Source organism: Nonomuraea sp. bgisy101, assembly GCF_057708945.1.
Genome location: NZ_JBYITD010000010.1, coordinates 12,588 through 25,627, shown reverse-complemented (window position 1 = coordinate 25,627; position 13,040 = coordinate 12,588). Strand labels below are relative to the sequence as shown.

Sequence of the window (13,040 nt, the reverse complement as noted above, 5' to 3'; positions counted from 1 at the left end):
CTAGATGCCGGGGTGGGCCTTGGTGAATGCCGCGGCCACCTGTTCGAGGGCCGGCTGCTGGTCGACGTCCCAGATCCCGTAGGTGATCTCGACGGGACCTGCGGAGTCGGACGAGTCGCTGCCGCCGCAAGCGGCGAGCGCTGCCAGCGACGCGCCGGCGATCAGGCACGACAGGCGTCGAGCCATGTGGGCCTCCGTGGGGGGATACTTTCGAGGCTTTGCATCGTAAGTATGGACACGGAGCATTAATCGTCAAGACTTAGTCATAAAGTCGCGCTCGCTCCATCGGGTCGTCGGCCGACAGCAGCAGCGCGTTGACCTCGTCGATGGCCATGCACGCGGCGCCCAGCACCACGCAGTTCTCGCCCAGAGCCGACAGGCGCAGCTCCGGCATCCGCAGGCAGAGCGGCTCCAGGGCGCGCCGCAGCGGCTCCAGCAGTACGTCGCCCGACCGGGAGAAACCACCGCCCAGCACGACCAGCTCGGGGTCGAGGGTGAGCACCATGGCCGCCGTGCCCACCGCCAGGTCGCCGGCGTAGCGCTCCACCGCCGCGACCGCTTCGGGGTCGCCGTTCCTCGCCGCGCCGAACACCAGGCCCGCCACCTGGTCGGGCGGCGAGCCGGCGAACGAGGGCAGCCCTTCGAGGTGCTCGCCCATGCCCAGCCAGCGCACCGCCTCCAGCAGGCCCACCTCGCCCGCCCCGCCGCCGAACCCGTGGTGCAGCCTGCCGTCGAGGATGAGCGCGGCGCCAGGCCGCCTGCCGACGTGCAGGTAGACCAGGTCGCGCACGTCGCGGGCCACACCCATCCGCTGCTCGGCGAGCGCGGCCAGCTTGCTGTCGTTGGCGACCAGGACCGGCACGTCGAACGCCGCCTTGAAGTGCGCGGTCAGGTCGACGCCCGCCCAGTCGGGTATCGAATGGACGGTGGTCACCCGGCCCTTGCGGTTCACCACGCCCACCGTGCCCACGGCGACCGCCCAGATGTCGCGAGGGCTCAGCCCCGCCATCGACAGGCAGGCGGCGGTGGCGCGGTCCACGGCGGCCAGCCGTTCCCTGCGCGGCACGTCCGGGCTCACGGAGGTCCTGCCGCTGGCGACGACCTCGCCGTTCAGGTCGGTGATCGCGGCCAGGACCTTGTGCACGCCGATGTCGAGGCCGAGCACATGGCCCGCGTCGGACCGGAAGCGGTAGCGGCGCGCGGGCCTGCCCATGGCTCCCTGGGCCGGCGGCACCTCGGCGACCCAGCCGCGTTCGCGCAGGTCGGCGACCACCTCGACAGCCGAGGCCCGGGACAGGCCCGTTCTCTTGGACAGCTCGGCGACCGTCAGCGGCGCCGCCTCGCGCAGCACCCGAAGGCAGGCCAGCGAGTTGAGCTGGCGCAGCCTCTGGAGATCTCCTCCGCTGACTTCCACGGTCCACCTCTTGACGTGATCGGATTCCTGAGAACTAATGATGAAGTCCATTATTAGTCACCGCATCGGGGGGAGAAACAGTGGTCGTCAATCTTGCGGTGGTCGGCGCGGGCATGCGGGGCCTGCGCTACGCCCGCGAGGCGGTGCGGATCGGGAAGGGCAGGGTCGTCGCCGTCGCCGAGCCGGATCCCGGGCGGCGGCGGTCGTTCGCCGCGGAGTTCGGCGTCCCGGAGGACGGGATCTTCGCCGACTGGGCCGAGCTGGCCGCGGTGGACAGGCAGGCCGACGCGGTGGTGATCGCGACCCAGGACCGGATGCACGCGGAACCCGCCGTCGCCTTCGCGCGGCTGGGCTACCACATCCTGCTGGAGAAGCCGATGGCCCCCGAGGAGGCGGACGCGAGGGCGATCGTGGCGGCCGTGCGGGAGAACAAGGTGATCCTCGCGGTCGGCCACGTCATGCGCTACACCCCCTACACCCGCGCGATCAGGGACGTCGTGGACTCGGGCGTGCTCGGCCAGTTGGCGAGCGTGCAGCATCTGGAGCCCGTGGGCTGGTGGCACCAGGCGCACTCCTTCGTCCGCGGCGCGTGGCGGCGCGCGGACGAGTCGGGGCCGATGCTGCTCACCAAGTCCTGCCACGACATGGACTGGCTGCTGCACATCGTCGGCCTGCGCCCGGTCAGAGTCTCCTCCTTCGGCAACCTGCTGCACTTCAGGCCCGAGAACCGGCCAGAGAACGCGGGTGAGCGCTGCGTCGACTGCGCGGCCGAACCCACCTGCCCCTACTCCGCGACCCGCCTCTACCTCGGCTGTCTCGGCGACCCCTCCGCCGAGTTCTGGCCGCTGTCGGCGGTCACCACCGACGCCACGCCCGCGGGTGTCACGGCGGCACTGGCGACGGGCCCGTACGGCAGATGCGTCTACACCTGCGACAACGACGTGGTGGACCACCAGGTGGTGAACATCGAGTTCGAGGGCGGTGTCACCGCCTCGTTCACGATGACCGCCTTCACTCCGATGGAGCACCGCCGCACCCGGCTGTTCGGCAGCCACGGCCACCTGGAAGGTGACGGCAGGACGATCACGGTGGTCGACTTCCGCACGGGCGGCGAGCGGCGGATCGACGCCTACGCGGGCGGCGCCTCGATGGCAGGCGGGCACGGCGGCGGCGACACGGGCCTGACCACCGCGTTCCTCGACGCGGTCGCCACCGGCGACCAGGGCGTGCTGGGATGCGACCCCGGCGAGGCGCTCGACGGCCACCTGCTGACGTGGGCGGCCGAGCGGGCCCGCGAGACGGGGACGGTGCAGGCGCTGTGATCCCCCGACCGCTGCACGCCCACCCCGCCGACGGCCGGTTCGTCCTGGACGAGGGCACCGCGCTGCACGCCGACCCCGGCTTCGAGCGGGCCGCCCGCTGGCTGCGCGGCGTCCTCGGCGCGGCCACCGGATTCGCGCTCCCGCCGGGACCCGGCGGCATCGAGCTGCGCCACGACGGCCGCATGGGAGAGGAGGAGTACCGCCTCGCCGTACGGGCGGACCGGGTCGTGATCGAGGCGGGCGGGCCCGCGGGGGCCTTCTACGGCGTGCAGACGCTGCGCCAGCTCCTGCCCGCCGACGCCTTCAGAGCGGGCAGGACCACGGCGGGCCCGTGGACCGTCTCCGCAGTGACCATCGAGGACCGGCCCCGCTTCGCGTGGCGCGGCGTGCTGATCGACGTCGCCCGCAGGTTCCTGCCCAAGAACGAGCTGCTGCGCTACATCGACCTGCTGGCCATGCACAAGCTCAACGTGCTGCACCTGCACCTCACCGACGACCAGGGGTGGCGGCTGGAGATCAGGCGCTATCCGTTGCTGGTCGACGTCGGCGGCTGGCGGACCGAGTCGCCCGTCGGGTCGGTCGTCCACGGGACCTACGACGGGCGGCCGCACGGCGGCTACTACACCCAGGACGACATCAGGGAGCTCGTCGCCTACGCGGCCGACCGGTACGTCACGATCGTGCCTGAGATCGACCTGCCGGGGCACGCCCAGGCCGCCATCGCAGCCTATCCGGAGCTGGGCAACCTCGCCGAGCCGCTGCCCGTCAGGACCGAGTGGGGCGTCGGCGAGAACACCCTCAACGTGGCGGACGACACCATCGCCTTCTTCCAGGCGGTGCTGGACGAGGTCATGGAGCTGTTCCCCGGCGAGTACATCTGCGTGGGCGGGGACGAGGCGCCCAAGGGCCAGTGGCGCGACAGCGTCGAGGCCAAGGAACGCATGCGGGAGCTGGGGCTGCGCGACGAGGACGAACTGCAGAGCTGGCTGATCGGGCAGTTCACCGAATACCTGCTGGCCAGGGGGCGCAAGCCGTACGGATGGGATGAGATCCTCGAGGGCGGCCCGCCGCGCGGCACGACCGTGGCGGCCTGGCGGGGGTCGTTCGGCGCCGTGACCGCGGCCAGGCTAGGGCACGACGTGGTGGTGTGCCCGTTCACCGAGCTGTACCTCGACTTCCGCCAGTCGGCCGACCCCGCCGAGCCCGTCCCCATCGGCAGCGTCACCACCCTGCGGGACGTGTACGAGGTCGAGCCCGTCCCGCCCGGCCTCACCCCCGAGGAGGCCGAGCGGATCATCGGCGCGCAGGCCAACCTGTGGACCGAGCACATCGACTCGCCCCGGCTGCTGGACTATATGGCCTTCCCCCGCCTGGCCGCCTTCGCCGAGATCGTCTGGGGTCCGAGGGGGCGGGACTTCGTCGACTTCGAGGACCGCCTGCGCGCCCACGAACGCCGCCTGGACGCCGTGGGCGTCGAGTACCGCCCCGCCACCGGCCCCCGACCCTGGCAGTCGCGTCCCGACGCGCCCGGCCGCCCCCGCAGCCGCGCGGAGGTCGACGAGGAGGTGGCCGCCTGGACGGCCAACATCGTCGCCCGCTACGGTCCTGGACCCGGGTAAGCCCTCCTGGCCCCGCTCCCTCGGTTCGCCGTGCCCGCGCCGGCATGTCGGCGAGTTCCGAGGGAGGGGGCTCAGCAGCCGCCGAGGTCGCAGAGCTTGGCGGCCATCCGCTTGGCGTCCGCCAGGTGCTGGGCCATCGTCCGCTGCGCCTTCGCCTGGTTGTGCAGGTCCCAGTAGAGGGCAACCGCGGCGCCCTTCCTGACGGCGACGAACTTCTGCGTCTGCGCGATCGGTTGGCTCTTCGTGGGCCCGACCGTGCGCGAGCCGGTGATCGCGCCGTCGCCGATCACCGGCTGCGTGATCGTGATGCCGTCGCAGCCCTCCATGCGCTCGCGCATCTGCCGCAGCATCCTGCCCGCCCGGCCGGCGTCGGCGAACAGGAAGACCTGCTCGCCCCACTTGGAGTCGGTCCTCTCCCCGCCGCCGATCTCCGGGTCGTACGAGACGTCCCTGCGGTCGATCCAGCCCCGGAGCTTGGAGTCGTCGCACTGGAGGTTCTCGACCTCGATCAGGTCGCGGTTCTCGCCCTCGTTGACGTACCAGTGCTTGTGCTTGACGTCCTTGCGCGCCTCCTTCTCGTACTGCAGGAAGTTCTTCGGGATGGACGTGCTCTCTGCCACGGCGGGCTGGCTCGTGAGCGCCCCCGCCACCGCGACCCCCGCCAGCACCAGTGCGATCCGCATGGTTGTGCCTCCCCGTTATGTGGATCTTTGTCGGGGTTAGATGGCATGCGGAGACGAAATGTTCACTGGAGTGTGTCAGAGACCATCCGGGGAGCAGTCTGACCTCGGCGCTGGGCATCGTGACCCGCCCGCGGTAGATCAGAGCGTCAGCGGCGCGGTGCCCGCTCCGGGTCGAAGACGGTGAGCTGGTCCTGGTCGGTCGGCAGTCGCAACCGCCGGCGGACCCGCTGGATGCGTTCGGCGTTCCTGGCCTGGTCGTCGATGCCCAGGCGCGCCCTTCGCTCAAGCCGGTCCTGGACGATCACGCCGAGCACCGCGTCGCGCCACTTCTTCCACGTCTTCGGGCGCTTGACCTCGAGACGCAGCACAGCGGACTCTTCGGCCGTCTCGTCGACGACGCCCGTGATCGCGATGAGCGTCTGGCTCACGTGCCGCCTGTTGGCACGATGAGGGGCGCTCTTGTTCCGGCGGATGGCCTTGCGGGAGCTCTTGTCGTTCTCGCCGTAGTCGTTCCGGCGGTCCTTGGTATAGCTCAGCAGCTTCTTCTCCTGCGGACTTCTGCGCCTGCTGATCGCCTTCACCACCCTTGGTCGCCCGTTGACCCCAATGTAGCGACGCCGCGGTCGTGGGGCTCCAGCGCTCGGTGGCCGGCTAGGCGAAACCCAGCTCCTCGCGGGCCGCCTCTATGACGGGGGTGCGGCCCTCCTCCAGGTACTGCCGCAGCGGTATCCCCGCCGGAACCTCCCGATACGTGGCGGTCATCAGACGGTCGGCGAACTCGCGTGTGACGCGCTGCAGGGCGGGGCTTCCCGCGATCTCGATGTATTTCTGGCGGAGCCACATCAGGTCGGTCTTCGCGTGAACATCCTCGGGCAGCTCATCTCCGAGGTGGCGCCGCATGGCGATGGTCCCCACCTGCTGGCTGATGTCCAGGAAGTCCAAGATCGCGTGTTTGCGTTCTTCTCGCATGGTGGCTTCGCCGGCGGCGTCGACCTCCCTCTTCCTCTCTCTCGTGGCCACCAGCTGGCCAAGGAGGGTGGCGGCGGCGCCCACGAGGACGCCGCCCATGGGCAGCAGCGTCTCCACAATGGCGGCCATGGCGGAACCCCCTTCGGTCCCTCGTGCCGACGGGCGGCGGTTCCGCGCGCCGTACTGCTGTCGCTGACGAGGCGGCCGGCCGCGGCCGGCACGTCAGCCGCAGCCTAAACACAGACTGACCTGCGCTCCAAGCGTCCTCGGACGCCACGCGGGCGGCGGGCCGCGAGGTCCACTGATCAACGGTCTTTCAGGTCTTCGGCAAGTTTGTCCAGCCGCGGGTGAGAAGTCCCGCAAAGCCCGGCGAGTCTGTCGACAAAGGTCGTGTACCTCACCATGCTCGACAACAGGCCAGACTGTGACTCTCTGTGACGGACCGCTGGCCCCACGTGGAGCAGAGTGATACGGAGCGGACTCATGGCTGAGCAGGGACGCGTGCGCTGGAAGCGCTTCGGTCTCATCTTCGTTCCTGTCGCGGCCATGACATCACTGCTGATCGGCGCCATGGCTCAGGGCGTCATCGGCGCGACGTTCGTGGTCTCAGGCGACACGTTCAAGCTCTTCACCGGCGAGCTGCGCGGTCAGGGCTTCGCGCTGGCCGGCGGCGTGGTGCGCACCAAGAAGGGCCAGGTCATACCCGTCGTGGTGACCGGCGTCCGGCGAGCCGTGGCGACCGACCTGTGCCAGAGCGTGCTCATGAAGACCCCTCTGGGCGCCGTGACCGTCAGGATCACCGGCGGCCTCGGCGGGAACGAGGTGACGGTCGATGACCTGGTGGTCGACGTGGCGGCGGCCCAGAGCGCGGCCTCTCTCAGGGACATCGAGCTGGGCAGGGACGCCAGCACTCTGGACGAGGTTCCCGGGGTCAGGGGCCCGGCCGGCACCTTCGGCGGGCAGGGCAGGGCGCTCACGCTCCGCAACGTCAAGCTGAGCGCGTGGGCGGTCACGGCCGCGACCTTCAGCCTGCCCGATCTCGGCATCAAGGTGATGCCCGGCGTACACGAGTGCTTCTAGGCGGGATCGGCCCCGTCGCCGTGGGAGACCGGTCATGACGCGAGCCGGAGGGTGGAAGATCATGAAGTCGTGGCGGCGTTCAAGGCCGTTCTGGGGCGGGCTGTTCATCCTGGTGGCGGGGATGGAGCTGCTCTCCATCCCGCTGACCGTCAACGCGCTGTCGGTGGCCATCAGGTTCGGCACGGTGGGAGCGACCTACCTGATCGCCCTGATCATGATGATCGTGGGCGTGCTCGTCTGGTTTCAGCCTGGCCAGCGGGTGTTCCTCGGCCTGGTCGCCGTGCTGCTGTCGATGGCGTCCTTCGTCTACTCCAACCTGGGCGGTTTCCTGGTCGGCATGACCTTCGGCCTGCTCGGCGGCATGCTGGCGGTCGCGTGGACCCCTGCCAGCCGGCCGGACACGCGCCTCGACACCCTCGACGTCCGGACCGTGCTCGCCGCGGCGCGGGTGGCCCTGTCGCGCACGAGCGCGCTGAGCCGGGCGGTGATCGGCGACCAGGGCAGGCGCCCGCGGTGGTCGGCGTCAGTGACGCGGGTCCGCGCCGATGCTCGTCCGGCGGACGCGAACGCTCGTCCCGCGAACGCTGACGCGCGTCCGGCGGACGCGAACGCGAACGCGAACGTGGACGCTGTCGCGGAACTGGGGAAGTCGGCGAGGTGAGGCCGCAGATTCACGGTTCTCGCATGGCGGTGAAGGCTTCGCGGTCCGGCAGGTTCACGGCTCTCGCATGGCGGTGAAGGCTTCGCGGTCCGGCAGGTTCACGGCTCTCGCATGGCGGTGAAGGCTTCGCGGACGCTCGGGAAGACGGGGAGCCGCTGGGTGGCGCCGTCGTGGTACGGGTTGGCTCGTAGTTGCCCCAGGACGGGCTCGTGCACACGCGCCAGCGCGACCCGGCAGCCGAGCGCCCGCAGGTCGAGCGTGAGCTGGGCCAGAACGTCGGCGGCGGTGGCATCCATGTAGAACACCGCCTCGAAGTCCAGGATGACGCACCGTGGCGGCGGCGACCCGGCCGCGACCGACGTGAGGAGCCGCTGCCGGATCCATGCGGCGTTGGCGAAGAACAGCGGAGCGTCGGCGCGGTAGATGAGGATGTCCGGATGCGGCGACGGCCGCCCGGCGAGCTCATGGGCCTGACCGTCGTCACCGGTGACACTGAGGACGGCGTCATGCGGACGGGCGGCGCGGCGCAGCAACTGGGCGACCGACAGCACCACCGCGACGAGCAGGCCCACCAGTACGCCGAAGGCCAGCACCCCTGCCATGCTGATGAGCGCGATGACGCTCTCCACGCGGTAGCTCCGCCATAGCCGCACGAAGCCGGGGACGTCGACGAGTTTGGGCGCGCCCACGATGACGATGGCCGACAGCACCGCCATCGGCAGCAGCGCCATGATCGGCCCGCCGGTGAACAGGACGAAGACGACGATGCCCGCGGCCACGAGCGAGAAGAGCTGGGAGTGCGCGCCGGCGCCGCGGGCTGACAGGCTTCGCGAGGTGCTCGCCATGGGCGGGAAGCCGCCCAGCGCGCCCGAGGCGATGCTCGACGCGCCCAGGGCGGCGGACTCCCGGTCGAGAGAGACGTGTTCGCCGGAGCCCGTGGTCCGGCGGACGGCGCTCACGGTCTCGACAGAGGCGACGAGGGCCATGCCCGCCGCGGGGATCAGCAGCGCCCACACGTCCTCAAGGCTCGTGTAGAGCCGCGCGAGGGAGGGCGGGCCGCCGGACACCGGCCCGACCACCGCGACGCCGTAACGGGCCAGCCCGAACGCGGCTGACAGCGCGATCGCGGTCAGGCAGACCACCAGCCCACCGGGCAGGGCGGACACGCAGCGCTTGAGCAGGACGAGCGCGACCACCGCGCCCAGACCCATCGCCGCGGTGAACGGCTTGACCTGCTCCAGGTGAGTGCAGACCTGCCACATTTTGCCGAGCGGATCGGTCCCGTGCGTCGCGACCCCCAGCAGCGGCCCCAGCTGCCCGGCGATGACCTCCACCGCCACCCCGGCCTGGTACCCGAGCATCACCGGCGCCGACAGGAAGTCGGAGAAGCCCTGCAACCGCAGTGCCGCCCCGACCAGGCACCACATCCCCATCAGGAGCGACAGAACCGCCGCGAGCGCCGTCGCCCTGGCGACATCGGAGCCCGCTCGCTCGTGCACCACGCTGAAGGTCAGGAGCGCCAGCGTCGACGAGGGCCCCACCGACACGAACCGCGTACGGGTGAGCAGGGCGAAGACCGTCGCGGCGCCCAGCGCTGTGTACAGGCCGGCGGCCGGCGGCAGCCCGGCCAGGGCGCCGTAACCCAGCGCCTGGGGAAGCAGGGTGACCGAGATGACGAGCGCGGCGACGATGTCCGCGCGTAGCGAGCGTGCCGAGTACTGTCCCAGCTGGCCGAGAAGCGGGATCGCTCTCGTCGCGGACCTGACACCTGCGCCCATCTCATCATCATGTGTCCGGCGACAGCCGGGGATCCCTAGGTGCGTCCGTTGACGTCGTAAAACTTGGATCCACGTCGAGGGCACTCGCCGCGATCATCAGCGCGGGAAGACGGTCTCCCAGTCGCCGGCCATGCTGACGACGGTCCAACCGGCGCGCGTGGCGGTCTCCGTGATGGGCTCCGCTTCGGTCAGGGTCGCCGCCTTGCCGGCGTACGCGAACTCGCGCTCGGCGTCGTCATGGTCGACGAGCAGCGCCAGAGCCGGCCGGTCCGTGGCGACGGCCCATTCGAGCATCTCGCGGTCACCGCCGGAGTTGCCGGCGGCCAGGATCGGGCGCCGTCCGAGCTGCGTCTGGATGTTGGCGACCTTGACGGGCCCTTCGTTGGCACCACCGAGGACCCTGCCGGTACGGCGGAGTTCTGGGCGCCCGGAGCCGTCCCGCCCGAAGTCGTAGGCGATGAGCGTGCCGACGACGAGTTCGGACGGCACGCCGTAGAGGTCCTCGCTGACGGCGCGGACGAACTCGGTGCCGCCCCCTGTGACGATGCCGACGGTGAAGTCCTGCCGGCGGAGCTCGCCGATCAGCTCGAGCATGGGCTGGTACACGGTCGCGCTCATCGGCCGGCCGAGCGTGGCGTGGGTCGCCGTCGCCATGAAGGTCCGGACCTCGGCGGTGAACGCTTCGGGGGTGAAGCCCTCGAACAGGCCCGCGAGCGCGAGCGCGATGCGCGCCAGGCCGAGCTCGCCGACCCGGTCCTGGTCGCCGCTGAGGAGCGCGGCGAACTCGTCCCGCTCGCCGATCGACGGGTCGTCCGCCACGCGCCGGCGCAGAGCGCTCAGAAAGAACTCGAGCTGGACGTACGCCGGCCGCTCACACCACAACGTGCCGTCGTTGTCGAAATAGGCCACCCGATCGGCCCGCGGCACCGAGCGGGCGGCGTCGAGGAACCCGAGGAGCGCGTCCCTGGTCGCGCCGGGCCGCCATGACGGCAGCGGGGTCCCGGCGGTCACGACCCGCCACCCGTCACGTGCCCGGAGGCGGAGGAGTCCCAGACGCAGCGGAATCCGATGTGGCTCATGCCGGTGTCGATCATCTGCGGTCGGCGCGCGGCGGGCCGGTACCGCAGGCAGTAGGTGTCGGCGCACAGGTGCGACCCGCCCTTGATCACCTTGCGCGGGATGCGGAACTGCGGCTGCGCCGGGTCGTAGCTCGAGCCGACGTCACCGCCGCGGGGATTGCGCGGGACGCAGCACGGCGACGCGGCCTGGTCAGGGTGCCGCCCGGTCCACCAGTCGGAGGTCCATTCCCAGACGTTGCCCGCCATGTCGAACAACCCGTAGCGGTTCGCCGGAAAGGACCCGACGGGCGCGGTCCGCGACCAACCTGACTCCCCCGTCGAGCGCCAGGGGAAGTCGTCTCCGTCCCAGGTGTTGGCCATGATGCGACCCCCAGGCCGCGGCTCGTCGCCCCACGTGAACGCGGCGCCCTCGAGGCCGCCGCGAGCGGCGTACTCCCACTGCGCCTCGGTCGGCAGCGCGGCGCCGATCCAGGCCGCGTAGGCGGCGGCGTCCTCGTAGGCGACGTGGACCACCGGATGGTCGAGACGGTCGCCGACGTCCGAGCCGCTCCCCTCGGGGGAGCGCCAGCACGCGCCCGGCGTCCACCTCCACCAGAGGCTGAGATGCCGCAGGTCGACCGGGCCGGGCGTCGGCACGAACACCATCGACCCCGGCACCAGGTTCTCCGGTGGCGCGCCGGGGAAGTCCGCCGGGTCCAACGGCCGTTCGGCCACGGTGACGTAGCCGGTCGCCGCCACGAACGCGGCGAAACGACGGTTGGTGACGGCGACCGGGTCGATGGCGAACCCGTCCACCCGCACCTTGTGGGCCGGCGCCTCCTCGCGGTAGTGCTCGTCGGAGCCCATCGTGAAGACCCCGCCGCCGAGGCGGATCGAACCGTCGCAGCCGTGAGTCGCCCCCACCTCGCGACCGCCGAGCCGTCCGGTGCCGCTCACGCGCTCGGTATCCCGGCGCGCAGCCTGTTCAACACCTGGTCGATGTTGAAGCTCGCCGGAGCCTGCCGCGGCGGGAAGTCGGCGAAGGTCGAGAGCATGCCGGCCACGTACGACTGCGCGGGGACCAGCGCCCACGCGTGATCGAGCAGCCAGTCGTAGTAGGTGTTGGAGGTGATGTCGGCGCGCTCGTAGGGGTCGGTGCGCAGATTGAAGATCTTCGGGACGCGCAGCTCCGAGTACGGCTCGGCCCACACGCGCAGCGTTCCGGCGGCACGCTGCTCCAGGAACACCAGCTTCCAGTCGTAGAACCGCAGCGCGGTGAGGTCCCCGTCGTCGGAGACGTAGAAGAAGTGCTTGCGCGGGCTCTCGTCCACCTCGCCGGTGAGGTAGGGAAGCTGGTCGTGGCCGTCCAGATGCACCCGGTACGACGTGCCGCCGAGCTCCGTACCCTCCTTGAGCCTGGCGGCGATGTCCGGCACGCCCGCCGCGGCCAGCAGGGTGACGAACCAGTCGTTGTGGCTGACGATGCCGTTGAGCACGACCCCGGCCGGGATCCTGCCCGGCCATCGCACCACGGCGGGAACGCGGTACGCGCCCTCCCAGTTCGAGTTCTTCTCGTTGCGGAACGGCGTCATGCCGGCGTCGGGCCAGGTGTTCATGTGCGGGCCGTTGTCGGTGGAGTACATGACGATCGTGTCCTCGGCGATGCCGAGCTCGTCGAGGACGGCGAGCAGGTCCCCGACGAGGTCATCGTGGTCGAGCATCGTGTCGTGGTACTCCGACTGCCAGCGCCCCGCGCGGCCCCTGCTCTCCGGCTTGCAGTGCGTGCGGAAGTGCATGTGGGTGGAGTTGAACCACACGAAGAAGGGCGTGCCGGCCTGGCTCTGGCGGCGGATGAAGTCGACCGCCGCGTCACGGAACTCCTCGTCGCAGGTCTCCATCCGCTTCTTGGTGAGCGGTCCTGTGTCCTCGATGCGCTGGGTGCCGTCCTTGTCGGCCCATGAGCGGATCACCCCTCGCGGCCCGAACCGCTCCCTGAATCCGGGGAACTCCTCCTCGGTCGGGTAGTCGACCTGCTCCGGCTCCTCCTCGGCGTTGAGGTGGTAGAGATTGCCGAAGAACTCGTCGAACCCGTGCGCCGTCGGCAGGAACTCGTCACGGTCGCCGAGATGGTTCTTGCCGAACTGGCCGGTGGCGTACCCATGGGCCTTGAGCGCGGTGGCGATCGTCGGGTCCTCGGCGCGCAGCCCGACGTCGGCGCCGGGCATGCCCACCTTCGTGAGGCCCGTCCTGTAGGGGTTCTGGCCGGTGATGAACGCCGCTCTGCCCGCTGTACAGCTCTGCTCGCCGTAGTAGTCGGTGAACCGCACGCCCTCTTCGGCGATCCGGTCGATGTTGGGAGTGCGGTAGCCCATCAGCCCGTCGCTGTAGCAGCTGAGGTTCGTGATCCCGATGTCATCTCCGAAGATGACCAGGATGTTCGGTCGCTCCGGCATGCA

At 70.7% G+C, this 13,040-nt stretch carries 13 protein-coding genes; 4 read left to right on the top strand and 9 right to left on the bottom strand.

Features of this window, described 5'->3' with window-relative positions:
- Together AC3EO4_RS19945 and AC3EO4_RS19940 are read right to left on the bottom strand one after the other, a co-directional pair.
- A complete protein-coding gene (locus AC3EO4_RS19945) occupies positions 1-186 on the bottom strand; it encodes a hypothetical protein (RefSeq protein WP_431897018.1) in 186 nt (61 codons plus the stop codon).
- Between the two features lie 73 nt (positions 187-259).
- On the bottom strand, positions 260-1,414 hold the full coding sequence (locus AC3EO4_RS19940) for an ROK family protein (RefSeq protein WP_431897016.1): 1,155 nt from the start codon (positions 1,412-1,414) through the stop codon (positions 260-262).
- Positions 1,415-1,494: 80 nt separating this feature from the next.
- Here AC3EO4_RS19940 and AC3EO4_RS19935 point away from each other — a divergent pair, with 80 nt between their 5' ends.
- Together AC3EO4_RS19935 and AC3EO4_RS19930 are read left to right on the top strand one after the other, a co-directional pair.
- Complete coding sequence (locus AC3EO4_RS19935) at positions 1,495-2,736, top strand: Gfo/Idh/MocA family protein (protein WP_431897014.1); 1,242 nt, start codon at positions 1,495-1,497, stop codon at positions 2,734-2,736.
- Positions 2,649-4,355: a beta-N-acetylhexosaminidase gene (locus AC3EO4_RS19930; protein ID WP_431897012.1), complete on the top strand. Its 1,707-nt coding sequence runs from the start codon at positions 2,649-2,651 to the stop codon at positions 4,353-4,355. The genes AC3EO4_RS19935 and AC3EO4_RS19930 overlap by 88 nt, the downstream gene beginning before the upstream one ends.
- 71 nt (positions 4,356-4,426) lie before the next feature.
- Here AC3EO4_RS19930 and AC3EO4_RS19925 read toward each other — a convergent pair whose 3' ends face one another.
- The 3 genes from AC3EO4_RS19925 to AC3EO4_RS19915 all read right to left on the bottom strand — a co-directional run bounded on the left by AC3EO4_RS19925 (position 4,427) and on the right by AC3EO4_RS19915 (position 6,136).
- The gene (locus AC3EO4_RS19925; RefSeq protein ID WP_431897011.1) at positions 4,427-5,038 is read right to left on the bottom strand and encodes a hypothetical protein; all 612 of its coding nucleotides are present in this window, start codon (positions 5,036-5,038) and stop codon (positions 4,427-4,429) included.
- A gap of 146 nt (positions 5,039-5,184) precedes the next feature.
- On the bottom strand, positions 5,185-5,619 hold the full coding sequence (locus AC3EO4_RS19920) for a hypothetical protein (RefSeq protein WP_431897010.1): 435 nt from the start codon (positions 5,617-5,619) through the stop codon (positions 5,185-5,187).
- 70 nt (positions 5,620-5,689) lie between these two features.
- The gene (locus AC3EO4_RS19915; protein WP_379578172.1) at positions 5,690-6,136 is read right to left on the bottom strand and encodes a hypothetical protein; all 447 of its coding nucleotides are present in this window, start codon (positions 6,134-6,136) and stop codon (positions 5,690-5,692) included.
- A gap of 354 nt (positions 6,137-6,490) precedes the next feature.
- On the opposite strand from AC3EO4_RS19915, the gene AC3EO4_RS19910 reads away from it, so the two are divergent.
- Both AC3EO4_RS19910 and AC3EO4_RS19905 read left to right on the top strand, forming a co-directional pair.
- On the top strand, positions 6,491-7,087 hold the full coding sequence (locus tag AC3EO4_RS19910) for a DUF6230 family protein (protein WP_379578170.1): 597 nt from the start codon (positions 6,491-6,493) through the stop codon (positions 7,085-7,087).
- A gap of 34 nt (positions 7,088-7,121) precedes the next feature.
- Positions 7,122-7,748, top strand: coding sequence for a DUF6114 domain-containing protein (locus AC3EO4_RS19905; protein ID WP_431897007.1), 627 nt, complete (start codon positions 7,122-7,124; stop codon positions 7,746-7,748).
- 98 nt (positions 7,749-7,846) lie between these two features.
- Here the strand turns inward: AC3EO4_RS19905 and AC3EO4_RS19900 are convergent, their stop codons facing one another.
- The 4 genes from AC3EO4_RS19900 to AC3EO4_RS19885 form a co-directional block, all read right to left on the bottom strand.
- A complete protein-coding gene (locus AC3EO4_RS19900; RefSeq protein WP_431897005.1) occupies positions 7,847-9,526 on the bottom strand; it encodes a SulP family inorganic anion transporter in 1,680 nt (559 codons plus the stop codon).
- A gap of 96 nt (positions 9,527-9,622) precedes the next feature.
- On the bottom strand, positions 9,623-10,537 hold the full coding sequence (locus AC3EO4_RS19895; RefSeq protein ID WP_431897003.1) for an HAD family hydrolase: 915 nt from the start codon (positions 10,535-10,537) through the stop codon (positions 9,623-9,625).
- Positions 10,534-11,541 (bottom strand): formylglycine-generating enzyme family protein, encoded by a 1,008-nt coding sequence (locus AC3EO4_RS19890; protein WP_431897002.1) that lies wholly within the window; start codon positions 11,539-11,541, stop codon positions 10,534-10,536. The genes AC3EO4_RS19895 and AC3EO4_RS19890 overlap by 4 nt, the downstream gene beginning before the upstream one ends.
- Positions 11,538-13,037 (bottom strand): arylsulfatase, encoded by a 1,500-nt coding sequence (locus AC3EO4_RS19885; protein ID WP_431897000.1) that lies wholly within the window; start codon positions 13,035-13,037, stop codon positions 11,538-11,540. Before AC3EO4_RS19885 ends, AC3EO4_RS19890 begins: the two co-directional genes overlap by 4 nt.
- Between the last annotated feature and the right edge of the window lie 3 nt (positions 13,038-13,040).

What these genes read in the sequence shown, in the direction of transcription:
- AC3EO4_RS19945 (WP_431897018.1), bottom strand. Translation starts at nt 186, where the DNA reads ATGGCTCGACGCCTGTCGTGCCTGATCGCCGGCGCGTCGCTGGCAGCG.
- AC3EO4_RS19930 (WP_431897012.1), top strand. Translation starts at nt 2,649, where the DNA reads ATGCGACCCCGGCGAGGCGCTCGACGGCCACCTGCTGACGTGGGCGGC.
- AC3EO4_RS19925 (WP_431897011.1), bottom strand. Translation starts at nt 5,038, where the DNA reads ATGCGGATCGCACTGGTGCTGGCGGGGGTCGCGGTGGCGGGGGCGCTC.
- AC3EO4_RS19915 (WP_379578172.1), bottom strand. Translation starts at nt 6,136, where the DNA reads ATGGCCGCCATTGTGGAGACGCTGCTGCCCATGGGCGGCGTCCTCGTG.
- AC3EO4_RS19910 (WP_379578170.1), top strand. Translation starts at nt 6,491, where the DNA reads ATGGCTGAGCAGGGACGCGTGCGCTGGAAGCGCTTCGGTCTCATCTTC.
- AC3EO4_RS19905 (WP_431897007.1), top strand. Translation starts at nt 7,122, where the DNA reads ATGACGCGAGCCGGAGGGTGGAAGATCATGAAGTCGTGGCGGCGTTCA.
- AC3EO4_RS19900 (WP_431897005.1), bottom strand. Translation starts at nt 9,526, where the DNA reads ATGGGCGCAGGTGTCAGGTCCGCGACGAGAGCGATCCCGCTTCTCGGC.
- AC3EO4_RS19885 (WP_431897000.1), bottom strand. Translation starts at nt 13,037, where the DNA reads ATGCCGGAGCGACCGAACATCCTGGTCATCTTCGGAGATGACATCGGG.